Below are 22,972 nucleotides of genomic sequence, written 5' to 3'. Positions count from 1 at the left end.
TTACTGTTCCGTCCAACTGGCGATGAAGTCCGCCGTGCTGTAGTCCGAGGGCATTTCGTTGAAATAGTGCTTCATAGGGATGGACTGAAAGCCCGGCACAAAGTGTTCTTCGTCCGATTGAAGCAGTGCTTCGAGTGGGCTGAAGCGATCCCAGAGCAAGCGGGCTTCGCCAGAGGTGAATCGTTCGGCGAATTTCGATCCCCAGTTGAGCGTGATGGGATGTGTTCCCAGAAGGCGACGCTGGAGGTCTTCGGCGATGCCCTGAAGTGGGGGATCTTTTCGCAGTCGAATCGCAAGTGCCGCTTTGCAGAGGAATACGGTTGACAGAATTCTACCTTTTTCGGCCCGCCACGGATGGAGGTTGTCCAGGGCGCTGAGATACGCGGTGCTATCTTTGGCAAGAATAGCCCTCAGTGCGTCTTCCGTGTGCTGCATCATCTGTTCGCTGCGGTTGTTCCAGCGCGCGAATGCCTCCTGTGTCTGCGGAGAGAGGTAGTTGGTAAACGAGAGGTCCTTGATTGAAGTGTGGGTCGAGAAGCCACCGTGGATGGTTCGTCGCATTTTTGGGCTGTAGTTGCTGCCCCAGTGGAGGATGGGGAGGATATAGACGACGCCGTCACCGGCTTCGAGGTGTGTCTGTACGCCATTGGGTAGTGGGCGGCAGGGGTCTGCCAACAATAGTTCGTTCTCTTCGGAGGTGTTCAGTCGCAGATGGCTGCCGGGTATCACCCAGAGGACGCTGTCGTCGTAGAGCGGGATGTTCCACTGGACGTAGCGCGGGCCTCCTTCGAGGATGTCGTCGATATAGCCCTGAAGCGGTGCTGTGTCGATCGGATGGTGATCGCGGTGCCACTTTGCCGGTCCGTGATCCCTGACGGGGTTGCACATCATCATCATTTCTGTGACGGCTCCGTCCGATATATCGAGAAGCTCTGTGCTGACTCCGCGGATGTTCTCTTCGAGCCATACTTCGACCGCTGGCGCGGTCTCCTGGTCGATCTGATTGACGAGCGGCGATCTTGAGAGTTGCAGGCGAGGCTGTGGCGCTGTTTCCCATACGCCTCCAGGTGGATCATTTTCCGCACGCTCGGCTTTCCAGTTTTCGCGCTGGCGGTCAACGAGTGTTTCGTACGCCTGCCGCACGCGTTCGAGTTTGTCGCGTGGCACGGCTTCCTTAATGATGAGGTAGCCGGTTTCCAAAAATTCGTCGCGGTTGAGTTTCATGGCTGACTCCAAGATGTTAGGCGAGGGCGTTTCTACCCGGTCCGGATAAGTATAAAATTTTCATCATCGCCAGGTGGCTCGAAGCGATTGATGAATTCTGTAAATGCCTGGTTGTTAATCCAAAGTGAATCCTGGTCGTTTTTTGAACGAGTGAGGGTCCGGTTTCGCAGTACGTCAATGGGAGCGTCGAGGAAATAGAGTTTTGAGTCCGCTCCTATGGCCGCCGCCGCTTGCCTGGTATTTTTGCGATCTCTTTTGTACCAGAATCCCTTATCGAGTATGACATCTGTGCCGAGGGCGAGATTGCGCGTGGCAATGCGCCAGATCAGGTTGGAAACGCGGTTGAAAAGTGCTTCAAATTGTTCGGGCGATCTCCCGTAGAGTTGAACCATCCACTCGTCATAAGTGTATCGCACAGCTCTTTGAGTCTTTTCAAGTTCCCGAGCAAAGGTGGTCTTACCCGAACCTGGTCGGCCACAGAGTAAGTGAACAGTCGCCATTGTATCTGATCGATACCTCTGTTTTAATTATCAGGCTTTTGCCCGATGTAGAGTATGTGTCTGGATGAAGCCACCATGCTTTGTTCTGCGCTGATTTCGAATAGAAGATCTAACCAGAGGTCTCTCTGCTTTCCTTTAAGCGTGTTATAGCTTTCGTCGTTTGCGGAGATAGATGGCTCGACACCTGCAATTTTGAGGGTGCGAAATCCCGCGCGCTCATGCATGGGTGTGATTTCCTCCAGCCGAACAAAATAGCCCCGAAAGCCTCCTTTTGGGACATTGACGGGGCGGTGGCCTTGTTCTATGTGTGACCAAACCGCTTCCTGGTTCTCAATCCACGAAGGGTTGTCCTTGATGAGGTCCCCAAGAATACCGAATCTGGAAATCATTGCAGAAAAGATTACGCCCCCTGGTTTCAGGCAGGCGTAGGCGGACCGCAGGGTTGCTGTTCGATCGGTTTCAAGTAATAGGTGATACAGAGGTCCCATAAGGAGAACAGCTTCGAATTCGCCACGCGGAATCCCATCCAGTTGGCGCGCATCGCCAGTGCGGAAATCAATTTGATCAGAGAGACCAAGCTCTTCCGCTTTCGCTTTGCATCGGATGACGTACTCGTCGGCGAGGTCAATAGCCGTGATCTGGTGGCCTCGTTTTGCCAGAGGAAAGGTGTAATATCCCGTGCCGAAACCAATTTCGAGGAGTCTGCCGCGAGGTGGGAGGTATAGATTCAAATAGCGCCAGGTGATATCCGCTTCGAGTTGGTGGCGCTCCAATCTGTTTGCCTCTACGTCCCAGGCTCCATTGTAAAACTCGCGTATGTCGGTGAGGTCGTCCATCATATCAGAATAATGCTCTATCTCTCTGTGGCACTTCTTGTTACCTCGGCTCGTTGGGATATAAATTCTCTACATATTTTTCATACCCATTGAATAGCAGAGTCGGACGTATTTCGGGGTTCGAAGCATTGGTGGTGATAAACCGTTCCTGGGCTTGAGACCACCGGGGATGGGCGACCTTGGGATTGACATTGGCGTAGAAGCCATATTCTCTTGGAATGAGTGTATTCCAGAAGGTTCTCGGTTGCTCGCGGACAAACTCAATGCTCACGATCGATTTGATGCTCTTAAAACCGTACTTCCAGGGCGCGACCAGGCGTATGGGCGACCCGTGCTGATTGGGCATTTCGTGACCGTAAATCCCCGTGGCTATAAAAGCGAGTTCGTTTGTCGCTTCTTCCATCGTCAGCCCTTCAACATAGGGCCAGGGCCACTGGGGATTGTTAAACTGTCCAATAGCCTGATTCGGATCCAGAAAGGTTGTCATTTTGATGAATTTTGCCGTAGAAAGCGGTTGTACCAAATCTATGAGGGCTTTCATCGGAAAACCGGTCCATGGTATTGCCATAGACCATGCCTCTACACACCGCAAGCGGTAAAGCCGTTCTTCCAGCGGAATAGCGCGGACCAGATCGCCAAAATCGTATGCCGTTTCCTGAGGGACCTCTCCTTTGATCTCCACTTTCCAGGGGTCTGTCATGAAATTTTCCGATAGAGGCTTCACCAGATCCTTTCTGGTGCTGAATTCATAAAAATTATTGTACGATCCGGCAATTGACTCCTCGGTTAAAGGCCGGTCCAGTTCCTTGAATTCATCATTGAGCCCGGCAGGGTAAAGCGGCTGCGGCGGTTGTGGTGGTTGAGGTGGATCCGGCGGTTGCTGTGGCGGTTGTGGCGGTTGCTGTGGATCCTGAGGTTGTTGTGGCTGTTGCGGTTGCTGCGGTGGCTGTGGTTGTTGTGGCTCCTCAGTCGGCGTAGTGGGTGCTCTTTCAGCGGGGGTAAAAATCTTCTCATGTCCGCAGCCTGCTAACGCTCCCAGAGCACCTCCTGCGGCTACCATAAACTTTCGCCGGTTCATATAAACATCTTCCGATGTAGCCTCTCTCTCGGGTATTTCCCAACCTCGTTTTGGCATATAAACCTCCTTGATCAGGTCCCCAGCTTATCTTTTAAATGCTATTCCAAACAAAAATGTATTTCCCGCAGTGGTGTTGCAGCCCGCTGCGATGTGAATCATTTCCACACTCAGTTCCAGCCAATTGGTTAAACGATAGATCAGACCGGGGGAGAGCTTTAAGATATTCTGGTCGGCGATCAGCCCCACCTCATCAACCGGGTTGCACGTTCCGAAGGTACGAGTACCCGAAAGATACCCTTTGAACAGGAATCGGTCCACTGTAATCCCCGCCTCCAGAGCATAAAATCCCTCATTACTGAAATCCCCTCCACGGATACGGTAACCCACCTCTCCAGTTACATAGATCGGGGCGGGGTACAGAGACTGGCCCAGTAGTATCCGAACATCTGCATCCATCTTTTTGGAACTCAAGGGAACCCGCGTGTTGGGGTCGTCATCGTACCATAGCGGAATTTTGCCTCCTACAGCAATCGATGCGACCACGGGCTTGTTGGCCAAAAGCCAGCGCAAACGCATCTCCATGTCGCCAAAACCCCATCGACGCTCCAGTGCTGTTCCCGTAATAACCTCATTGAGATCTCTCAGGGTGCGGGTATCCCTTAGCTGTTTGTAGGGGACGGACGACACAAGTGTGAGCCGGTTCAGCAAGCCGTATTCCAGGTAGGTCGAATAATTGTGGTCTCTCAATTCTCCCATATTTGCCTTCTGAATCTGTTTGCCATTGGCATCGATATCCCTGGTCGAGTTCAAATAGCCAGCTCCGATCTTGAAATAATAACCACCCTTATTCTGGGTCCACGCGCCGGCAAAGGCCGTGGATGCCAGACCTGAATAGGTCACGCAAATCGCAATAAAAAACAGACTTCGATATGTCATTGGTTTACCTCATATTCTGAGAGGTTTATTGATCGTGCGGTCAGCATATAAAGCCTATAATCAATTTAAGTTCCCCTTCCCTCATTCCTCTTCAATGACGGCCGTGTGGGCAGTCATCGTCGCACTGGGAGAGAGTCGCGGCTTCAGGCCGCTGGCAGTCGTCAGACCCCGGATCCTTACTTGCTGGCATGGGGTGTATGGGAAAGGACGTTCCTCAGACGCGGAGGCCTGTTCGACGCCATCGTGGAAGTCGTCCGGGGCGGTGAAGAAGTACATGCCCTGGTAATTATCGGGTGTATTGGAATCATCTACGAACAGTCCGTCGATAACGACTTCTTCAGGCATAGAGCAGGGATATCCGAAATCGTGCATGCCGTCGTTGGCAACATTGATCATGTGAGGCTGACAGATGTCTCCACAAGCCGGAATCCATCGGCAGTTGCGGATATTGAGCGCTCCCTCCCAGGTGCTGCCATAGTCGCGTCGAAAGGAGACCAGGCTGCTGCCGTACAACGTAGAATCCTCGACTATTAGCTGGCCTCGGCCGATCGCGTTTAGCCCCATATGCCCCAGGGTGCAGCGACGGATGACATAGGTGCCGGACACGCCCATGTGCGTATCCATCCTGGAGAGATGGCAGTCCTCGAGCAGGATGTCCTTACAGAAGTTGGATCCGATCACGCCCCAGCGCGTGCGGTCAGTGATGTGGTTCATCCGACATCCAATCATTGTGAATCCCACGACGTTGTTCGCATTGTAGTCGTAGGTACCCATGCTGACCGGCTTGCCCGCCGCGCCGATGGTCGAGTAGATTTTGTGCCCGGTGGCGAAGCAGTTGCGCAGTGTGATGTGGGCACACTGTTGCGCGCTAATAAATCCGGAATAGGGACAGCCCACGGCTGTCTCGCCGACGACATAGTGGGTCAGGCTCGAGACTTCTGTATTCGAGCGGGAGATCACAATGTTTCGATTCCAGTAGTTGTAACCATTTGGATGGTGCTCGCGGTTGGCAAATGTGGTAAAGACACCGCCGCGCAGGTAGAGCGTCTGCTCGTCAATGGGGCGTGCCTCCACCCGGGTGATCAGATCGTATTCCCAATCGATATCCGCCTCTACAGAGCCGTCTCGACGCAGGACAAAGCAGTCGTGCTGGGGAACGCCGTCGTTCTGGTTTAGACCCCGCCGGATATACATCCTCTTGTGTGCGTTTTCCACGCGGACGTGACAGTCGCGCTCCGGCCGCGTATCCACCTGCCTCTGGTCTCTCGTGAGCCGATCGATCTGCAGTTCTTCTGGTTCCAGCAGCGAGCGTACTTCAAAGAGATGCGCCTTGTGGTCTTCAACCTGCGTGTCATCGATTGTAAAACGGGAGGTGTTCCAGTCGGTATCGGTTGCGATCACAGCGGTCAGCGCCTGGCCGCCGAGATGGTACGTCGCGCCAGGCTTTGTCCTGACACTCAGGCCATGTGCGTTGGCGTAGGCGTGTGCCTCGCAGATCGCCGGCATGTCATCCGTGACGCCATCGCCCTTTGCACCGAAAGCCTCGTAGTCTATCAGGCCGTCTTTGAAATCCATGGATGTCTCCTTTTAAATGCTATCTCGGACCTTTATATTTTCGTCCGCGGTCAGCCACACGGCGGTCTCTGACCAGAGCCATGATTGGAACTCCGTAGCCACAACTCGTTTGCGTTTTTTTAATGTTCACTTCAATCACTTGCCGAGGTTTCTTCAATTCTTGAGCAGGTCTTTTGAGCATCTTACGTGCGAGAGGCGAGTCGTCAAGCTCAACGATCCGTGCATGTCCATAGAGTCGAACAATGCCCGCATCACCTTCCTCAAAGGAGCACACCATGATCGTGATTGGTCCTCCAGAGACCGCATGACGCGCTGTCTCATTCCCACTGCCGGGATAGTCGAGATAAGCAACGCGATTTGGCGTGAGAATATGTAAGGGTGTACCTCCCTTTGGCGACAAATTTACAGCACCTGTTCCATCAAGTCCGTTTTCCAAATTTGGATCGGCTGTCGCTACAAAGAATAGGGGAGCGTTCTTGATTAGCGCAGCTTGCTCATCTGTTATAGAAGTATATTGTGTTGCCATTTCGCGTATGTCTCCTTTTAGCGACGGTATTTCACACATTAACGTTGAGAGGTAGTGTCCGTCCTGCCCTGTGTGCTACAATGGCTTCATCGGCCAACCACTCCAGTAAATCCTCGGACTCAGGACGGCTAAACAACTCAGCCCATCGCTGATCCGACTCAAGTTCGGCCATCAGGAAACGCGCAAATTGATCCTGTTTCTCTTGTGGAAGTTTGGTGGCTCTCTCAAAAGCCTTTTGAAGAAGTGGGGTCATTTTTTTCCTATGAAAACTACCACTTTATACTCAATCTCGATATCTACTTCGCTACCTGGTTTGCGCCCGTTGAGCGTCCAATAAAATGACAGAAGCTCCTGGGCTTCCTCTATGGAGTCAAACTTAAAACTGGTCTCCAAAATATGACTCTCAAAACCTCTCTTATACCACCAGGATGAATCACTGGAAATATCGCGCTCAAAAAGACCACAGAATTCGTCATCTCCTGCATTATCTACAATGCAGATCGGACCTTGAGGCTTGATTACTCTGATCAATTCCTCTAATCCCTCTTTTCCATATCCTATAGCAGGGAAAAAATACGCCCATGTAGCATAGGCTCCCTCAAAAGAGTTCGATCGGAAAGGAAGCTCCTGTGCAATACCTCTGACCCAGGGTAGGGCTTGATTTCGATCAATCATATTATTGGACGGCTCATAGGGTATAACCTTTCTATTATTTCTGGTTAGCGAAGCTGCCGTATATCCATTTCCCGCTCCAATGTCAATCACCAGGCCAGAAGGCAAGATTTTATCGAGGTACTCAATGACGACGCCATCTTTATCCATACATCGCCGTTCAATCTCAAATAGATGGCGATTTTCCGATCCATAGAATGGTATAATTTTGCTTTTATTCATTTAAAGTTTCAATTGACATGCTCACACGTCATGTATAATCCACACATTGGGTTCTTCGTGATAGCCACAGTTGTTTTCTCGGTCAATTGAGACAAGTGCCAGTGCTCCTGGAACGACGTATTCTCCCGATGTTGGGAAGGACATGTCCGTCCATTTCTCCCAATCATCGACTGTACCTCGGACAGACATTGATTTCGGTGCCGCCCGTGCAATCCGACCTCCAATTTTCCAATGTACTCGGATCCATGGATCAAAGGGCTGCCCATCCTCTCGTTTCCACGCTATGTAATCGTCAATTGCTGTAAGCGGGTATCTGTCCTTGAATGTCGGTCGTACCGGCGCGATGAGGAATGAGAATCCATGGCAGTCAGCAGTGTGCTTCATGGCCAGCAAAATTTCTCGGCTGTACCCTTGTCCCTGGCGATCTGGCCTTATATCGACCCCCAACGCGCAGAGAGTTGTAGGGTCCTGTATTCCTTCTCTCAAGCCCAATTCCAGCGCTGGTGTCCAGCCTTCTGGTAAGTCTTCGTCATGACCGGTCCACGGGATGGGGATTGCGATACTATAGGCAGCCAATTGATCCTCAGATTCGCAATAATATAGTTGAAATTGGGGAAACTTCTCGAGTAACTGAGCTGTTATCTCCTTGGGCCCCTCGGCATGAAATATGAACTCGGGCCAGTTCGTTCGGGAATCCCATGTCTGCTCTCGCAGGTCGGGTCGCTCGGTATGCGAATACACGGTCAACTTTTTCACGATATTTCGTAATTCCTTCCGAGCATTAACAAAGAAGCGTTGATGTTTTATTTATAGCGTCAGCAAGCAATTGGAATCCCTCGTCACGTTTATAGGTGCTTAGCCAATCTCCGCTCACAAATTCAAAATCTCCGGTCTCTGTATCGAGCGCACCAATACATCCTTCGTTTATAACCTGCAATGTTGGGTCTCTGGGGTTGCTCACTATGCTGGCAATCTGAATGCACTCCGTCTCGTACACTTTTCTCGGGGCGACTGGATGGTGAAAGTGCCCAAATACATGGTAACGCGGTCTTGATGTCCTCAGATATTCGAGCAAAGCCTGAGGCCCTTCGGCGAGGTTATCAGCATCGGCACCAACTCCAAATCCTCCTTCATGTGAAACGAGAATATCTATACTCTTTGGGTAGTTGTGTTGAAGAGCCTCTGGGTCTCCTCCTTCACAAAAGCCAATCGTCTCCTTTCCAACCTCAAGTGTGAAACCGTCTGGTACGCACTCGAAGAGACCATGCGGGTCAAGTGGAATGGGTACAGAAGATTTTGTCTCTATAGAATTTCGAATATCAGAGAATTCGTCGTGATTGCCTGCTACTACAAGGATCGAAGATGTTAATTGTGACCGTGTATCGCGTGCGATTCGTGCATCTGGCCCTTCTGCCAGGATGAGGCTACACAAATCGTACACAGCCGGATCCCACTGGGAGAATCTATCGTAGGGAATCTCACCGCTCTGCGGTAGTGGCATAACCCCCAAATCGCCAACTTGAACGACAAGGTCAAATCGCTTTTTTCGCATTGACTGCCAGGTCAGGAGAATGGCAAGGGCATGGCATGCACGTCCGTGTATATCACCTATGAAACCTATAATCAATTTAAGTTCCTTCTACCAAATAGTCCCTTCCGTAGAATGGTATGATTTTGCTTTTATTCATTTAAAGTTTCAGTCAGAGCCTTAACAAAGAAACGTTGATGTTTTATACAGGCTGCGACATGGCTTCAGTTTCAATTTCCGCGCGCGCTACCTCATAACCTGCCGATTTTACATTTGCGATGGCTGAACAAATAGCTGCTTCCAGGGAATCTCCCTCTCGGTGGAAATCAATCGAAAAGACCCCGTTGCATATCCCTGGTGTTCCATCGTCACAACCGGCCTCGAACAATTCGTCTGCAATTTCTTCTGTTAGTTCGAATTGTCCTTTGAGAATTAAGGTAAATTCGTATTTGGTCATTGGACTTAACCTTTCCAATTTACAGTTTACGACAGATGATGCGGGCAACGGTCCACAGCCCGACGGATGTCTTTGGCGTGATCTTCTGGATTCCTGGGTGTAGAGTATATAGCTCTCACACAACCTGTTCGATCACTCTGTTCACAATACAAACGGCCCCATGTGTGGGCCCGTGGCCCAGCTTTCCGAACCGTCCAACCATGATCTAATGCGTACGCAATGGCTGCTCGAATATGCTTATTGGGATGATTAGACACAGAATTCCTTATACAGGCAGGTTATACGACTCGCATATTATAATGCTCAGTAGATAGTAGATCATTCCTAATTCTTGCGCAAATCTCATTCATTTGATCTTCACTTACTCTTTCTTCTGGAGAGACTCCCAAATAACCAAATATTTGAACACTTCGCCGGTTGGCTGGTTGATTAGCCATTCGTGGCACAATATGGAAATGAACATGTGGGTGATCCTCATGTTCGGCGAACTGAATTACGTATGTTTTCACGCATCCGATTACACTTTTGAGGGACAAGGAAACACGGCGAATCAGGCCCCCCAATTCATCGGCTTCCTGCTCAGTAAGTTCATCAAGCGATTCAATGTGTCGTTGCAGAACCAACACCAGCCACCCAGGTAAAGAGGTGTTGTATGCATGTACTACGTCCCAGTATTCGGTCTGGTAAATGCAGTCCCAAAGTGGTGCCTTACCCAGTCTTCTTTGCTCTGTTAATTCGCACGTTTTGCACCTGACACTATCGTTCATATCCAGCCTTTCATTACATCTTTGTGTCGTATGGCGTTTTCGCCTTTCCAGAATCTTGAGCTTTGTTTATTCGAAACCCAAGTTGTGCAATTTTGCCATCACTGAAATCGTTGTCTTCAATTTCGTCGAGTTCGGGGGCTCGAAAGAAGCCGACTTTTGTAAAAAGATTGATGCTTGGCTGATTGTGCTCGTATATTCCGGCAATAATATATTCGAGGTCAAATTCTCCGAAAATAAAGTCCACTGAGAGTTGCACGGCTTCTGTTCCGTATCCCTTAAATCTGAAGGGCTTATAGATCCAGATGCCCAGATCTGGTTCAAGGTGTGCCGGAGCAAGGCTGATGCGACCAACGGGAACTTGATCCTTCAAACGAACAATAGTGGCATTGAACCGTTGTGGCGGTCTGTCCGGGTTGGTAAAAAGTGCAAGGAAATCCTCGTAGGATTCCCAATAGTGCGTCGTATTGAAGTTTTTCTGCGTTGAGATATCCTTCCACGTTTGGTAGAACGGCCTATAATCTTCCATCAGGAACTCAGTGAGGCCAACGATTCTTCCTTTGGTGTAGAAGATTCGGCTGTCTTTGACGTTGTTCACAGCTATTTGGGTTCCTTATCCGGTATGCTGCTGAGATTATTGAAACTGTCTCCAGGGATGAATATCTTGACTGCCTGAGCATGACAGCTCAGAGTTTGTGTGTAGCAATCTCGTACATTTCGTTTGTGCAGGTTTTGAGGACTTTCAAGAGTTCGGGATATGGTTCGCCGTAGCCGGTGAGCAATCCAGAATGCTGGCGGTCCTGTTTTTGGGCGACCAGGTTGGATGCATCGATCAGGCCGCAATAGTGCCAGCCAATAAATTCTGGACGCGCAAAGGCATTCCGAAAGAACTCATCGGTCCATTCGGCTCGCTGTTCGATGTTGTCGGCCACGGGACCGTAGGGGCGCGGCATGGTGTCTGTGATCATCGTGAAAGCAGAATCGCCATTGATCAGCGGTTTGTCGGCGGTCCTGTACCAGCGATCTAACCCGGGTTTTTGCACCTCGTATCGGGCATACATCTGATAGAACACGATGTCGGTAAATTGGCTTGTAATGGGCAAGAGGGTATCCAGCGCATCTGTGTTGGCATTGATTTTGTCGCCGACGAACAGATGGTTTGGATCGTATCGGCGGATCGCGTCCCGCGTTGTCTGGTAGTATTTTGCGACGACTTTTTGGAGGAATTCAATATTGTCGCGGGTTTCGTTTCCATTGGAAAGATCGGTGTTTGGCCGCCAGTTCTCTGCTGTTTGGAGCGCGTCAAACGAATCAAATTGCGTGTCATAAGTTGCGTTGAAATCGCTGATTTGTCCGCGATAGATATCGCGTATGGTCTGAACATAAGCCTTTTTACCCGGTGCACTGGCATCCAAATTGCGCAATCGCCTCGGCCAGCCGATTCGAGCTTCCCGTCGTGCGCCGCCAATTACGTCGGGGCGTTCCCTGCAATCTTCTTCTGTAAATAACGGGCAGTCGGTCATGGCATAACCGAGGAGGAAGGGATCATCTTTTGCAGGCGCAGCAAACTCCTTTGCCATCTGACCGCAGTGTGAGGCAAACGCGTCTGAAAAGACATCCAAAAAATTGCTGTCGGGTATTTCTTGCTGCCAATGCGGGATATCAACGAAGTGAATCGACTGCATATAGGGCATAGATGGCTGCGGACGATTGACGGCTGAGAGTTCTGTGTGTACGCCTACTGTGTTGAAGCCGTATTGACGACATGTTTGCAGGAACCAGGTTTTGAGGGCAGGTGTGAATTCTCGGCTGTCCAGATTGTCTATACCCAATCGCTTTTTCCAGGCTTCACGATTGTAGTCCTGTTTCCACAGATGGGGATGCAGGTGGTTTATCCCGAAGCTCAGAAACGCATTTCCTTCGGGCGTTACGAGCCACCATCTTTCGTCTTTTTCTATGCGAAAAAAGCCAGTTGCCTCAAATTTTTTGCCTGTCCAGCCGCCGTATTGATCGCGTTCGGAGGTATCTTGATGTCGTTTATGTTTTTGCATTTGGATGTCTTTGAATAGGATATCTGTGGGTGGCTTAATTGCTCAAAGTATTTGACATTGTACGCGGTATATTACTCAGCGGGAATAACTTCTCGCGTAACCTCTTGAACTTTACCGGAAAAGGTTTGTCCTCTTACCCACATGATGGGCTGGCCTTTGCCAGCGTTTTCCGAATTCATCCATTCTGCTTGCGCGCTTAAGTAGTGCGATACATAGCTGCGCCTAAATCGTTGGCTATGATTATTTGTGCTTTTGTGTAGCAGGTGAGAGTGGAACCAGATGACCGCACCAGGGGGGGCTTCTACGGGAATGCCGTCCTCATCGCGGGCATTGCGCGCGAGTTTGAATTCATTTTGCTGAGATCCTTCAATGTCGTCGTGTTCGGAGATTTCCTGTTTGTGACTGCCGGGAATTACGTAGAGGCAGCCGTTTTCGCGATCGGCTGGATCGACTGCTGTCCAGGTGCCGACAGTTGTTGCTGTTCTGAACCGTTTGCCAAAATAAAATTTGTCCTGGTGCCAGGGGAATCCCAATCCGATTTCTGGGGCTTTCCAGATAAACAGGTTGTTGATGCCCAGAATGTCTGGGCCGAGAATATCGGCAACCGGGTCTGTCAGGCGTGGGTCGCGCACGCGGGCGAGGAATTCCGGGATGTAGCAACTGGGGTGGTGGATTTTGTGCATGGCGTAGATGCCAGACCGCGTGTCTTTGCCGTCCCGGACAAGGGCATTGCGGTCGATGTGAGCCATTGGCATTTTTCGCTTTCCCGCGACAATGTCTTCGGCGACCTGTCGCAGGTCGTCGTTTTCCTTATGTGAAAAGACGTTTTCGCGCACAAAATAACCATTGCGTTTCCAGTGCTGAATTTCATCGGGTGTCATGCGATTGGTATTTGTTTTTGATGGGTTTTTCATATACGATCTCCTGAGTTTAAATAGGTATCGGGAGCCTCACGCGCGCCGATCCAGACCTGATTGCCATCGGGATCGCGAACTCGAAATTCTGTCATGCCGTAGAAGGTTATGCGGATAGGATCGGGTTCGAAACCAGCGGCGATCACGCGGTCTCTTAACGTTTCAATATCGGACGTATAGTAGTAAACGACGGTTGAGGCGTTCGATTCCGTGCGAATCGAACGGTCTATCATCACCTGGCAACCGTGTTCACCTTCCAGCAGGGCATGGCCCCACTCGTCTTTACGCTGGGTGACCTGGAGACCCAGGCCTTGTGAGTAGAAGGTTATGGCTTGATCCAAATCGGTTATTGGAACCATTGCGGTGATGCGATGTATGCTCACTGTTTTGTCTCCCTAATGATTGATCGGAAGTCGAAAACTGCCTTGTAGTACTTTGCTATTGAACTCTGGTATTTACGATAGCTGAAATTCCTTTAGACTCGACTTTGTCCATTTTAAGGGATATATTCAAATTGCGTATGGGGAAAAGCAAAGAGCGTATCCTTTAATATCTGAAAAAAATAAATATTATGCAATGATCTGTGGGGAGATTGCGTTTTAGCACAGGGAGCGGGAGATGGCAAATGCAGGTGTGAGATCGAAACGGGAGATTTTGCTCGATACCGGATATTTTGTAGAAAAGGGCGTCCTGAGCGATTCGGATATTAGGGTTTGTAAGGATCGATTGCGAGAGATTGCGCTCCGTATTGATTTTTACCGCGATAAGCTTCGGGCGATTATAGATGTGCAGGACGAGGCGTACCAGAACCATCCCGATCCTCTGTTGCGATTTGATTGGATCAATGAGATTTCGTTTCGCGATCGGGTATTGTGGAAATATTCTGCTGCACACCCCAGGCTTATCGCATTGGCTATGGAAGTGTTAGGTCCCGATATTTATCCACTTAATGGCGGCGGGTTCTTTATGAAACCTCCCCGTTGTGGCGGTGAGGTACCGTGGCACCAGGATGCGAGTCCTTTCGATGGTTCAGAGGATATACCCGTGCCTGTGCTTTTCGATTTCTGGCTGGGGCTGGATGCGGCAGATGTTGAAAATGGGTGTATGGAACTGATTCCTGGATCGCATACTCTGGGGCGTTTGGAGCACGAGCAGACGGGTAAGATTTTGAGGGAGATGGATCCCTTTAAGCACGGATTTACCGAGGACGATGTGGTGCGTATTGAGACTGATCCTGGCGATGTGATTGTGTGGCATCAAGATCTGATCCACCGATCTTCTGCTAATTTCTCAGATCGTCCGCGGATTGGCAAAGCGAGTGTTTATATGTCCAAAGCCGATGAAGAGACGATACGGCAAATGTCCGATCCCTGGGGAATGAATCCAAATCGACCACCGATCTGTTTGGACGGTAAAATCTGTGAACTGACGCATTTTATAGAAGCGCCGGGTCTGTAAGTGCTGGCAGTTTTTTCATCTGAACATGTGTAGAATCTTCACCGATGATTGAAAATCCCAGTCTCTGGTAGAAGGCGATGCCGCGGATGTTGATCTTTAATACTTGCAGTTTCACAGCCTTCCCCGTAGCGTCAGCATCAGTGAGAATGCGTGTCATACATGCTGATCCAATCCCTCTGCCCTGATACTCTAGATGGATAAAGAGCTGATGGACCTTGAGAGAATCGGAAGTACAGGATGTGGAGAAGAATCCTACATCGTTTCCCTGAAATTGGATAATGCGAAAATCCTGCGAATCAAACCGCTTGTTGTGTAATCCCCTCTGATGTGTATCGTCCCAGCCCTCGACTTGCTCTACATATTCGCGGAATGCGGCCTTCTTTACGGCAAAGACAAAGTCGCTGTCAGTTGCATCCGCCTTCCGAATGTTCAACTCTTTCATGGAGAGACCTTTTATTAGAATGTATCCTGGCATTTACCACACTTCTTTCCCTACAGGTTTTCCCCAATCTAACTCTTCGATCGGTTTCACCATCTCGAGGTACCAGGGAGCAAATCCACAGTCCCGATAAAATGCAAGGATGTCATCGAAACGCTTCGCTGCCGAGTAGAGCCGCATGTAACCGAATCCAGCGGCTTCTGCTTTTGATTGAGCAGTTTTGACCAGTCGCTGGCCTATTCCACTGTGGCGGGATTCGGGACGCACATATAGTTCAATGATTTCGAGAATACGGCTACCTTCGGGGAATACACATTCGCCTCGATATGGCCGTTCCTCACAATAGATGAAACCAACAGGCTCACAACCATCTATCGCCAAAAAGAGCCAATCCAGGTTGCGGTCATTCCACACTTCTGCCGAATCGGGGCCATAGCCCCATATTGCGCCTTCGGATGTCAGGTCTTCCTGCATCGAAAGGATGGCGGCTATATCCGCCCCGTTTGCCTTACGGATTTTGATAGTCATTTTGCATTCAGTCCATTACTGGCAATTTCTCCATCTAACCGAAATGTTCTTCTAACCATGCAACGGCAAAATCGGTCAGATCCTTAGCGTCGAACAAATAAGAGTCTGCGGCTCCAACCCGTCCTGTTGTATAGCTTGCCTGGGTCATATATTCCTCTACAATACGAAGGAAATAGTCGCCATTGGGGGGCCCCCAATCGACGATGCCACCAGAAGTGTCAAATTGCTCAAATTCTATCCATTCGCACTTGCCATCACGCAAGATGGGCCACCGATAGCGCTCAGTTTTCTTGTTGGGCACGTCAGCAATATGCTCTGCGTAATGTAGAATCGTCAGGCTATCAAAGAGTGGTCCAAGCAGTAGTATTCGCCCCCTGACTTTGCACAATTTTGCGAGAGGGGAGCCTGCACCATAACCAAATTGGAGGGGGTGATCCGATGTGATCCACTCCGCTTTTGCGCCAATAGCCGCCATTCTTGCTTCGGGATGGTTGCTGCAATACGCGCCGGGCCATGTTCGGAGGTGCTCGGTGAGGATGCTCCACTTGCGGAAGGCGCGTGTCCGTTTGGGATCAAACGGTGGGCATTCTGCCAGGTACGCTTTTTGCCAGTCCTCTGGCCAATATTCAATTTCGTTTAGAGGCTCCTCGCATTTTATGTACATCATCAAGGTGCCCGCAGGTCCAATCACGTCCAAAATTGCCTGAATCACAATATCTGGTCCGCCAACGATCCAGCCGACTGCCTTGACAGACGCGTGCAGCATCAGGGTATCGCCCGGGACAATCCCCAGTTTTGATAAGTCAGATACCAGCTTGCTTCGCGTAATTACTGGCAAATCTATTTTCGCCATTGCGATCTCCTTTTTAGATCAGGTTTATCATAATCCTCTATTTATCTAAACCAGGTACAACTGCGCCATGTGACAAGAGCAATTCGCGCAGATCGGAAATAGGGACTTCGCGAGGTGTGGTTTCCAGACGCACAGATAATGCAGCGGCAGCACCTACAGCTTGTCCCATGGCCATAGATGAAGCCTGTACTCGCAAAGCGGAGTTCGCCAACCGGTCACTGCTCACGCTGCGACCAGCGACCAGCAAATTGCGACTCTCTTTGGGGATAAGCGCGCGAAGAGGGACGGTGGGAACGATTCCTTTGGATAGCGGTCTGGGTTTGATGCCATCGCGGTCGTGGAGATCGATGGGGTAAAAAGAATAGGATACGGCGTCATCAAAAAACCGTCCACTCGTGTAATCTTCATGGGTTATTTGCACATCGCCAACAATGCGATAGGTCTCACGCACGGCTGTTTCTGCCTGAGCTTTCAAAACACATGCGTTTTCGCACCCTGGTAGAGAACGCACAAAACGCAGAATCCGCAATAGCGCCTGTCGCCCTGCTATGTTGGTTTTTGTATGCCTGTCAGAGGTTGATGCATCAGCACCAAATACATGCTGGGCATTTCCGCCATTTCGAAGATAACGGATAAATCGCACCCGTGGATTCATTACATCGCCGTGCTGCAAGCGGCCATCTTTAATGGCAGCAGAAAAATGCGCCTGAATGACCTCCTCATCCAGTGATTCGACATTATAACCCCCGAGTTCAAAAATCAACGTGCCGGGTTGGGTTTCTTGTTCGCGCAAACGCGGAAAACCGATCTGCCCGACAATATTTGCGCCACCAGTACAATCAATTAACTGTTTGGCCCATATAGTGCGGCGCATGCTTTTGCCTGTGGTTTCTACTGTCCAGCCCGTGTCCGTTTCTGAAACCCGAGTCGGTATTTCGTAGAAATGTAATTTCACACCTGCTTGCGTACAGGCTTCTTCGACGAGTGCGGCATATACTGGACCGTTGATGCGAATCTGGTGCATCCAATGGCGCTCGGGAGGTACTGAAAAATCTGGCAATTTTCTACTGTCAAGTGCCACAGCTTTTGTAACGAGTTCCCACCCAATACCCGCAATAATTTGCTTTCCCCAGGCGTGAAAAAGGCCCGGAAACGAGACCCCACCCGTTGTGGTTACACCACCGAGTTGGCTGCCGGATTCAATCAGGGCTGTGCGAAGTCCCGTGCGCCCAGCTTGTACCGCAGCAATGGTGCCCGCTGTACCACCGCCAATGACCAGAACATCTACATTTTCTTTCATGTGCTCCATATTGACAATCTCCCTGTGTTTTACTCCTCAGTTTCAGTGTCGCCAAGAGGATGAAGATCAATCGGTGTGAGAATTCCGTAAAATCCGTATTTGATACCTGAGCGGTCTCCTTTTCCGGGCGGAAAGTATTCTTCTATAAGTGCCAATAATCGACAACTGAATTCGGATGCCTGTTCTTCAGATAGCCGCGCGCGGTTGTGATTGACGGATGTCTGGAATGTCGAACCGTACAGGCCCTCGGCAACTTCGCGAAATGCTTGATTGAACTGTTTGACAACATCGGTTGGCATAGCTTCGGCAATTTGTTTGTTCGCCAGGAGATCCTCTCGAACGCGAATCTTACCCGCTGCTGGCGAACAACGCCATTCATTGGGGTCGGTTTCATATTTCTTCAAATGTACGACACCTGTTTGTGCCAGCTTTTTTAAGTGGTATAGCACCCGGGCATCAGTAATTTCCAATGTCTGCGAAATTTCTGCAACCGACTTTCCATCGCCAAGGGTTTCGAGGATGAGCCAACGCAGTGGATCGGCAAGTATGTTCGCGCGGTCATCCTCAATAACGATTACCGTCCCCTTTAAGGCATTGGTCGGGAATGTCAATTCGCGCCACGTACTCATTTAGGCTCTCCTCTCTTTGAGGCAGAAAAACGCGCACGAAATAGCTCAGATTTGCTTCAGGGCTTTCATTCTTTGACTCAGCTTTAATATCCACTCGTGTCCAGGATAGCATCGCTCCAAACTTCGTTTTAGCCACGCAGCTTCCTCGTAATTGAGGTGCGGCAGAGTATTCTTGAAGTCGGCGTTGTTCCGATCAATCTGTAGGTTGTTCGCTTTATAGAGAAGCTGAATCTGCGGAGAGAGGTAAGGTATTCCGGATTTGGCTATTCGTCCCAGGGAGGAAATTGGTCCGGTGATCTTCGGTTCACGACGGAAAACCCACGAATCCCCGTCTGTTTCCATAAGCATCAATTGGATTGCCCAGGGCGATTCCGGTGTACGGCGCCCCCAAATGTCATTAATGGGTGGATCCAGGAATTCGCCTTTGGACCACGTCGTAAACTCTGGCGATCTCCTGTCGCTTAGATCCCAATTAGAAAGGTGTTCCTGGAATATGATTTGATCGTCTCTAAGGATCAGAACGTCCAGGTCCCCATGAGGACGTGTCTGGTGACCGATAAAGAGGTCAATGGCCCATCCGCCAGAAATCCACCAGGGTGCAGATAGCCCAGAGAATAGTTCCTGTGCCTCCGTGGGGGAGAGCGGGTCCCAAATCTGAGCGTTTTCTTTCAAGTGACTTGCTCCTTGTGTGTTACACCAGAACTAAATTTTGCAGAAATCTTATCGCGCGTCTTCTGATTATTAAGGCTTGTTCAATTTTTGATCGGAATCACGTAGGTCCTGCGGGAGACCTCTTGAAAACCAAGTTTTGCTGCAACTCGCAATGAGGCAAAATTATCCTCTCCTGTACTCCAAACGGGAACTCGTCCTTCTTTCTGAAGCCGATTCGATACTATCGAGGCGGCGGCACTACACAGGCCCATTTTGCGCCAGGGTTCGAGAGTTCCAACGCCAATCTCACCGTGAAGATCAGTGACGCCGCTTGTGTGAGCTATGGACACCAATTGATCCGCATCAACAGCGCCCGCCACAATTCCCTCTGAGAGCATTGTTTCCATATCCTCGTAACCACCACCCTGTATTTCGATGGGTGCGGATGCAATTAAGTTTCGGTCCTGCGTAGTCAATTCGCGGACATATTCACTGGTGAACAGTCGAACTGGCCTTGTCAACGAATGATAAACATCGCCGTAGTAGCGCACTTTTACTCCGTTGGAATTCTCTATCAGATCACCAAGCGATTTGGCGCATTGTCGATTCACACCTATACAATCCCAACCCTCCACCAACTGAAGCAATTCCCAAAGTGCTCGCGCCTCGGTCCCAAATCCCCTGGGTTCTTCTGAATCGAAGTAGCCCTGGACAATAGCTGCGCTGAAGGAGGTGGGACTTCCCGCGACAAAAGCCTTGCACAGTTTTTTTCTCAGAAGGTGTACTGCCACTACAGTCTCGGGGGTATCACCCAGAGTATCCGCGAGTTCGGTGAAATCCGCTGGATCCAGTTGTGCGATGTTCACTCTTGTGCCTCTCGAAAACCATAAACGAATTCACGGATCACCCAAAGATGTTGATCTGGTTTATAAAGCGTTTGAATGTATCCTGTATCTCCAAAGGAAAACTCAATCCCCTGGCCACTGACTGCTGGCTGTGCACCAACTATGCAACGCAACGCGGCATTTAAAATACCTCCGTGTGCGACCACCAGATAGCGCCCTTTTCCCTGTCTGATTACTTTCTCCAGCGCCCGTGCGGCTCGACAGTGAAATGCCCAGGCGCTCTCCCCAGAATCTGCACTTACAACATGGGGTTGAAAGGGATTATGAAAAGCAGGTAATGGATACCTGGCTCTGGCGATCTGATGTGGCAGACCTGCAATCGGGCCATTATCCTTTTCCGTCCAGTCTTCATCGAGCTCGACACCTATACCCAGGATGTTACCTACAATTTGGGCTGTCTCGTGGGCACGCTTTAATGGGCTTGCAATAAGCCTGTCAAATTTGATCTCTCTCGCCTTCAGTTCCTGTGCTCGGACTTCAGCTTGTTCACGACCCACGTCTGTAAGAGGTGCATCATATCGGCCCTCAATGACATTCTCGTCATCTGCTCGAGAGCGTCCGTGACGCATGAACGTAATCTTAATATCACTATTCATAAAATAACTCCATCATCAATCAGAAGAGGAGAAACCCCATCTTGTCGGCATAAAGATTTATCCACGAGCTCTCGTAGATTATCTCCCGAGATAATAAGTCAGTGTTTCCTGTAGCTCACAAGTTGAGTAAGTTTTTCCCTATTTACTTCGAAATTCTTCTTATTAACATTCACGTATGTTGCACCAAATAATCCACACACTTCAAACCATAGTAGCTCCGAAACATCCCTGCCAAATGCCTGACAAAAAATGGTCTTAAGTTCCGGTTTTTGGTGTAACCAACCTACGCATAGAATTTCACCGAGTGGATCATTTTTCAAACAAGCAAATTCCCAATCTATGGCAGCATATATAACACCATTTTTATGAAGAAAATTTTGTGGGTTTGGATCTCCGTGACAAAAGGTTAGAGGACGAGCATTTGGAAGCCGTTCACTCAGCCAGAAGAGCGAATATTTCACCAATGGATCATTTCTAAATGTGCGAGAGTTCTCATCTAACCAGGTAAGGTTGCTACACATTGTGCGAACGGGGAGAATAGATTCGAGACTATCGGATTCCCTGTAGTCGATAGTAGAAATATATGCAATCAACTCTGCCAGTTGTGAAACCAATTGGTCGCTATAGGACGGATGGAATGTCCATTTTAGATGCTTGCCAGGCAGACATTCCATCAGAAAACTGGGGACACCAAAAGTTTCTCCATGATCAAATCCCCAAACTTGGGGGGTGTGAAGCTTTAGATTTAGTTTATGTAGTTCCTGTAAAATCAAGAATTCTCGGTGAAGATTATACAGATCATAGCTTTTTCGCCATTGGGGGATATGTTCGGGTTCGCATCGTAGAACGAAATCAACATTTCCACCATCCGTTTTTGCATAGATATAGTAATTGCGATTCTCTATGCCTCCTGTCGTAGGTTGGGGCTGTCTTCTGAGGCCGATGATTTCTTTACCAACTGCAATAGACAAATATTCAATGAGGTTTAACCTGTTTTCCTCAAATGTTGGATTCAGAAACTTCATTCGTATCGAAGGGCATCCGTTACTTGCCCCTCCCTCTCAGCTCGAAAGTTTATAGATTTGCCATCTTTAACGGTGAAAGTCACTGTGTAATACGGATCGGTAGAAAAAACAAAGGTATGATTTCCTATGGCTCGAAGTGAACGACCACTTACTCTGAGTGTACCTTCTGCAACTGATACTGGGAATGGCACGGGTGCCATAGTTGACCTCCACTTGTAAGTGCCCGTATAGATTTCGAGGTTATCTTCTGACACCTGGATCTCATCAATTACGATTTCAGGAATCCCCAACATCAGGCGTGAAACTTGACTCTCAAGTTGTGCTTGTGGAGCAGAGTTGAGATTGCACAATACAGTGACAGTAAGACCATCATCGGGATAAGCAGATAATTGGGCACGAAATCCGTTTATGGTTCCGCCATGCTCAATTTTGCGATACCCATTGAGATTGCTTAGAAAAAAACCATATCCGTATGTAGTATGTTTCCCATTCCTTAAAAGACCTGGCTCAATCATCTTATTATAGCTTTGTCGTGATATGAGTCGATTCTCGTTTAGTGCAGTCTGCCATTTCAGTAGGTCTAATACACTGGACCCCAATGAGCCGCCCGAGAATGGGTTATCCATGCCGAGGGGATGCGCCAAAACAAATTCATCATCCTTATGATCATAACCCGTTGCGAGATTCTTGATAGGTTTGGTTTTCCCCAAATAGTAGGTGTCAAACATTTCCAAAGGCTGCCATACGTTCGCTTTGAGAAAGTCAGCATAGCTCATGCCAGATACATTTTCGATTATCAAGCCCAGGAGGTAATACCCTGAGTTATTGTACTGGTAATTTTCACCTGGGGAGAATTCAACGGGTTCTGACGAGAACAGACCAACGACCTCCTGCCGGGAAAGATCGCGTTCAGATATTTCCCAAAATTTCTCGATATCTGTATAGCTTTTGATGCCCGATGTATGGTTGAGAAGCTGATCTATTGTGACTTTATGATCTTTTTGGGGATAATTGGGCAGATAGTCCACCATCATATCATTCAAGTTCACTTTGCCCTGTTCAACAAGAATCATGATGGCGAGGGCCGTAAACTGTTTCGTTATTGAGCCAATCCGGTAAACAGTATGTTCAGTAGCTTTTACTTTTTTATTTAAATCTGCATAGCCATATCCACGCGCCTGAATGACCTCATTGTGGCGCATAACACCCACTGATGCTCCCACCAATTGGGTCTCATTTATCGCTTTTTCTATAATTGCACCAATCTGATCTTGAATGGTCACGTCTGGCATGAATTCTCCGTTT

29 protein-coding genes are annotated in these 22,972 nt (G+C 49.3%); 2 read left to right on the top strand and 27 right to left on the bottom strand.

Annotation, left to right across the window (positions count from 1 at the left end):
- The 13 genes from OXH16_14215 to OXH16_14155 form a co-directional block, all read right to left on the bottom strand.
- A complete protein-coding gene (locus tag OXH16_14215) occupies positions 1-1,224 on the bottom strand; it encodes a phytanoyl-CoA dioxygenase family protein (protein ID MCY3682552.1) in 1,224 nt (407 codons plus the stop codon).
- Between the two features lie 32 nt (positions 1,225-1,256).
- Complete coding sequence (locus OXH16_14210; protein ID MCY3682551.1) at positions 1,257-1,724, bottom strand: ATP-binding protein; 468 nt, start codon at positions 1,722-1,724, stop codon at positions 1,257-1,259.
- Between the two features lie 23 nt (positions 1,725-1,747).
- Positions 1,748-2,563: a class I SAM-dependent methyltransferase gene (locus tag OXH16_14205; GenBank protein ID MCY3682550.1), complete on the bottom strand. Its 816-nt coding sequence runs from the start codon at positions 2,561-2,563 to the stop codon at positions 1,748-1,750.
- Between the two features lie 37 nt (positions 2,564-2,600).
- Positions 2,601-3,695, bottom strand: coding sequence for a protein-methionine-sulfoxide reductase catalytic subunit MsrP (gene msrP, locus OXH16_14200; GenBank protein ID MCY3682549.1), 1,095 nt, complete (start codon positions 3,693-3,695; stop codon positions 2,601-2,603).
- Between the two features lie 27 nt (positions 3,696-3,722).
- Positions 3,723-4,574: a hypothetical protein gene (locus OXH16_14195; GenBank protein MCY3682548.1), complete on the bottom strand. Its 852-nt coding sequence runs from the start codon at positions 4,572-4,574 to the stop codon at positions 3,723-3,725.
- Between the two features lie 81 nt (positions 4,575-4,655).
- Positions 4,656-6,149, bottom strand: a complete 1,494-nt coding sequence (locus OXH16_14190) for a hypothetical protein (GenBank protein MCY3682547.1) — start codon at positions 6,147-6,149, stop codon at positions 4,656-4,658.
- Between the two features lie 19 nt (positions 6,150-6,168).
- Positions 6,169-6,675: a pyridoxamine 5'-phosphate oxidase family protein gene (locus OXH16_14185; protein ID MCY3682546.1), complete on the bottom strand. Its 507-nt coding sequence runs from the start codon at positions 6,673-6,675 to the stop codon at positions 6,169-6,171.
- A gap of 31 nt (positions 6,676-6,706) precedes the next feature.
- Positions 6,707-6,928, bottom strand: a complete 222-nt coding sequence (locus OXH16_14180; GenBank protein MCY3682545.1) for a hypothetical protein — start codon at positions 6,926-6,928, stop codon at positions 6,707-6,709.
- The gene (locus OXH16_14175) at positions 6,925-7,497 is read right to left on the bottom strand and encodes a methyltransferase domain-containing protein (protein MCY3682544.1); all 573 of its coding nucleotides are present in this window, start codon (positions 7,495-7,497) and stop codon (positions 6,925-6,927) included. Before OXH16_14175 ends, OXH16_14180 begins: the two co-directional genes overlap by 4 nt.
- A gap of 93 nt (positions 7,498-7,590) precedes the next feature.
- Positions 7,591-8,325, bottom strand: coding sequence for a GNAT family N-acetyltransferase (locus OXH16_14170; GenBank protein ID MCY3682543.1), 735 nt, complete (start codon positions 8,323-8,325; stop codon positions 7,591-7,593).
- 25 nt (positions 8,326-8,350) lie between these two features.
- A complete protein-coding gene (locus OXH16_14165; GenBank protein MCY3682542.1) occupies positions 8,351-9,196 on the bottom strand; it encodes a metallophosphoesterase in 846 nt (281 codons plus the stop codon).
- A gap of 103 nt (positions 9,197-9,299) precedes the next feature.
- Entirely contained in the window at positions 9,300-9,554 is a 255-nt protein-coding gene (locus OXH16_14160; GenBank protein ID MCY3682541.1) for a hypothetical protein, read from the bottom strand.
- A 26-nt stretch (positions 9,555-9,580) separates the two neighbouring features.
- On the bottom strand, positions 9,581-9,811 hold the full coding sequence (locus OXH16_14155) for a hypothetical protein (GenBank protein MCY3682540.1): 231 nt from the start codon (positions 9,809-9,811) through the stop codon (positions 9,581-9,583).
- A 204-nt stretch (positions 9,812-10,015) separates the two neighbouring features.
- On the opposite strand from OXH16_14155, the gene OXH16_14150 reads away from it, so the two are divergent.
- The gene (locus OXH16_14150) at positions 10,016-10,195 is read left to right on the top strand and encodes a hypothetical protein (GenBank protein MCY3682539.1); all 180 of its coding nucleotides are present in this window, start codon (positions 10,016-10,018) and stop codon (positions 10,193-10,195) included.
- Positions 10,196-10,334: 139 nt separating this feature from the next.
- Here the strand turns inward: OXH16_14150 and OXH16_14145 are convergent, their stop codons facing one another.
- The 4 genes from OXH16_14145 to OXH16_14130 form a co-directional block, all read right to left on the bottom strand.
- Positions 10,335-10,916 (bottom strand): GNAT family N-acetyltransferase, encoded by a 582-nt coding sequence (locus OXH16_14145; protein ID MCY3682538.1) that lies wholly within the window; start codon positions 10,914-10,916, stop codon positions 10,335-10,337.
- A gap of 88 nt (positions 10,917-11,004) precedes the next feature.
- The gene (locus OXH16_14140; GenBank protein ID MCY3682537.1) at positions 11,005-12,369 is read right to left on the bottom strand and encodes a hypothetical protein; all 1,365 of its coding nucleotides are present in this window, start codon (positions 12,367-12,369) and stop codon (positions 11,005-11,007) included.
- 71 nt (positions 12,370-12,440) lie between these two features.
- Positions 12,441-13,283 carry a phytanoyl-CoA dioxygenase family protein gene (locus tag OXH16_14135; protein ID MCY3682536.1) on the bottom strand — a complete coding sequence of 281 codons (843 nt, stop codon included), beginning with the start codon at positions 13,281-13,283 and terminating at the stop codon, positions 12,441-12,443.
- Entirely contained in the window at positions 13,280-13,666 is a 387-nt protein-coding gene (locus OXH16_14130) for a VOC family protein (GenBank protein MCY3682535.1), read from the bottom strand. Before OXH16_14130 ends, OXH16_14135 begins: the two co-directional genes overlap by 4 nt.
- A 235-nt stretch (positions 13,667-13,901) precedes the next feature.
- Here OXH16_14130 and OXH16_14125 point away from each other — a divergent pair, with 235 nt between their 5' ends.
- On the top strand, positions 13,902-14,741 hold the full coding sequence (locus OXH16_14125; protein ID MCY3682534.1) for a phytanoyl-CoA dioxygenase family protein: 840 nt from the start codon (positions 13,902-13,904) through the stop codon (positions 14,739-14,741).
- On the opposite strand, the gene OXH16_14120 is transcribed toward OXH16_14125, so the two are convergent.
- From OXH16_14120 to OXH16_14075, 10 genes are all read right to left on the bottom strand, one after another.
- The gene (locus OXH16_14120; protein MCY3682533.1) at positions 14,719-15,216 is read right to left on the bottom strand and encodes a GNAT family N-acetyltransferase; all 498 of its coding nucleotides are present in this window, start codon (positions 15,214-15,216) and stop codon (positions 14,719-14,721) included. The genes OXH16_14125 and OXH16_14120 overlap by 23 nt on opposite strands.
- Positions 15,217-15,708, bottom strand: coding sequence for a GNAT family N-acetyltransferase (locus OXH16_14115; protein ID MCY3682532.1), 492 nt, complete (start codon positions 15,706-15,708; stop codon positions 15,217-15,219).
- 34 nt (positions 15,709-15,742) lie between these two features.
- Complete coding sequence (gene aac(3), locus OXH16_14110) at positions 15,743-16,561, bottom strand: aminoglycoside 3-N-acetyltransferase (GenBank protein MCY3682531.1); 819 nt, start codon at positions 16,559-16,561, stop codon at positions 15,743-15,745.
- 37 nt (positions 16,562-16,598) lie between these two features.
- The gene (locus OXH16_14105; protein ID MCY3682530.1) at positions 16,599-17,870 is read right to left on the bottom strand and encodes an FAD-dependent oxidoreductase; all 1,272 of its coding nucleotides are present in this window, start codon (positions 17,868-17,870) and stop codon (positions 16,599-16,601) included.
- A gap of 20 nt (positions 17,871-17,890) precedes the next feature.
- Positions 17,891-18,490, bottom strand: a complete 600-nt coding sequence (locus tag OXH16_14100; GenBank protein ID MCY3682529.1) for a helix-turn-helix domain-containing protein — start codon at positions 18,488-18,490, stop codon at positions 17,891-17,893.
- A gap of 45 nt (positions 18,491-18,535) precedes the next feature.
- Entirely contained in the window at positions 18,536-19,162 is a 627-nt protein-coding gene (locus OXH16_14095) for an amino acid transporter (GenBank protein MCY3682528.1), read from the bottom strand.
- An 80-nt stretch (positions 19,163-19,242) separates the two neighbouring features.
- Positions 19,243-20,007: a GNAT family N-acetyltransferase gene (locus OXH16_14090; GenBank protein ID MCY3682527.1), complete on the bottom strand. Its 765-nt coding sequence runs from the start codon at positions 20,005-20,007 to the stop codon at positions 19,243-19,245.
- A complete protein-coding gene (locus OXH16_14085; GenBank protein ID MCY3682526.1) occupies positions 20,004-20,642 on the bottom strand; it encodes a histidine phosphatase family protein in 639 nt (212 codons plus the stop codon). The genes OXH16_14090 and OXH16_14085 overlap by 4 nt, the downstream gene beginning before the upstream one ends.
- 98 nt (positions 20,643-20,740) lie before the next feature.
- Positions 20,741-21,667 carry a phosphotransferase gene (locus OXH16_14080; protein MCY3682525.1) on the bottom strand — a complete coding sequence of 309 codons (927 nt, stop codon included), beginning with the start codon at positions 21,665-21,667 and terminating at the stop codon, positions 20,741-20,743.
- A complete protein-coding gene (locus OXH16_14075) occupies positions 21,664-22,959 on the bottom strand; it encodes a serine hydrolase (protein ID MCY3682524.1) in 1,296 nt (431 codons plus the stop codon). The genes OXH16_14080 and OXH16_14075 overlap by 4 nt, the downstream gene beginning before the upstream one ends.
- Positions 22,960-22,972 lie beyond the last annotated feature (13 nt).

It is taken from the genome of Gemmatimonadota bacterium, assembly GCA_026705765.1.
GTDB lineage: Bacteria > Latescibacterota > UBA2968 > UBA2968 > UBA2968 > VXRD01.
This window is presented reverse-complemented; position numbering and strand designations above follow the sequence as displayed.

What these genes read in the sequence shown, in the direction of transcription:
- OXH16_14185 (MCY3682546.1), bottom strand. Translation starts at nt 6,675, where the DNA reads ATGGCAACACAATATACTTCTATAACAGATGAGCAAGCTGCGCTAATC.
- OXH16_14180 (MCY3682545.1), bottom strand. Translation starts at nt 6,928, where the DNA reads ATGACCCCACTTCTTCAAAAGGCTTTTGAGAGAGCCACCAAACTTCCA.
- OXH16_14205 (MCY3682550.1), bottom strand. Translation starts at nt 2,563, where the DNA reads ATGATGGACGACCTCACCGACATACGCGAGTTTTACAATGGAGCCTGG.
- OXH16_14195 (MCY3682548.1), bottom strand. Translation starts at nt 4,574, where the DNA reads ATGACATATCGAAGTCTGTTTTTTATTGCGATTTGCGTGACCTATTCA.
- OXH16_14135 (MCY3682536.1), bottom strand. Translation starts at nt 13,283, where the DNA reads ATGAAAAACCCATCAAAAACAAATACCAATCGCATGACACCCGATGAA.
- OXH16_14105 (MCY3682530.1), bottom strand. Translation starts at nt 17,870, where the DNA reads ATGGAGCACATGAAAGAAAATGTAGATGTTCTGGTCATTGGCGGTGGT.
- OXH16_14210 (MCY3682551.1), bottom strand. Translation starts at nt 1,724, where the DNA reads ATGGCGACTGTTCACTTACTCTGTGGCCGACCAGGTTCGGGTAAGACC.
- msrP (MCY3682549.1), bottom strand. Translation starts at nt 3,695, where the DNA reads ATGCCAAAACGAGGTTGGGAAATACCCGAGAGAGAGGCTACATCGGAA.
- OXH16_14125 (MCY3682534.1), top strand. Translation starts at nt 13,902, where the DNA reads ATGGCAAATGCAGGTGTGAGATCGAAACGGGAGATTTTGCTCGATACC.
- OXH16_14150 (MCY3682539.1), top strand. Translation starts at nt 10,016, where the DNA reads ATGTGGGTGATCCTCATGTTCGGCGAACTGAATTACGTATGTTTTCAC.
- OXH16_14085 (MCY3682526.1), bottom strand. Translation starts at nt 20,642, where the DNA reads ATGAATAGTGATATTAAGATTACGTTCATGCGTCACGGACGCTCTCGA.
- OXH16_14120 (MCY3682533.1), bottom strand. Translation starts at nt 15,216, where the DNA reads ATGCCAGGATACATTCTAATAAAAGGTCTCTCCATGAAAGAGTTGAAC.
- OXH16_14175 (MCY3682544.1), bottom strand. Translation starts at nt 7,497, where the DNA reads ATGGATAAAGATGGCGTCGTCATTGAGTACCTCGATAAAATCTTGCCT.
- OXH16_14100 (MCY3682529.1), bottom strand. Translation starts at nt 18,490, where the DNA reads ATGAGTACGTGGCGCGAATTGACATTCCCGACCAATGCCTTAAAGGGG.
- OXH16_14190 (MCY3682547.1), bottom strand. Translation starts at nt 6,149, where the DNA reads ATGGATTTCAAAGACGGCCTGATAGACTACGAGGCTTTCGGTGCAAAG.
- OXH16_14160 (MCY3682541.1), bottom strand. Translation starts at nt 9,554, where the DNA reads ATGACCAAATACGAATTTACCTTAATTCTCAAAGGACAATTCGAACTA.
- OXH16_14140 (MCY3682537.1), bottom strand. Translation starts at nt 12,369, where the DNA reads ATGCAAAAACATAAACGACATCAAGATACCTCCGAACGCGATCAATAC.
- OXH16_14075 (MCY3682524.1), bottom strand. Translation starts at nt 22,959, where the DNA reads ATGCCAGACGTGACCATTCAAGATCAGATTGGTGCAATTATAGAAAAA.
- OXH16_14115 (MCY3682532.1), bottom strand. Translation starts at nt 15,708, where the DNA reads ATGACTATCAAAATCCGTAAGGCAAACGGGGCGGATATAGCCGCCATC.
- OXH16_14080 (MCY3682525.1), bottom strand. Translation starts at nt 21,667, where the DNA reads ATGAAGTTTCTGAATCCAACATTTGAGGAAAACAGGTTAAACCTCATT.
- OXH16_14215 (MCY3682552.1), bottom strand. Translation starts at nt 1,224, where the DNA reads ATGAAACTCAACCGCGACGAATTTTTGGAAACCGGCTACCTCATCATT.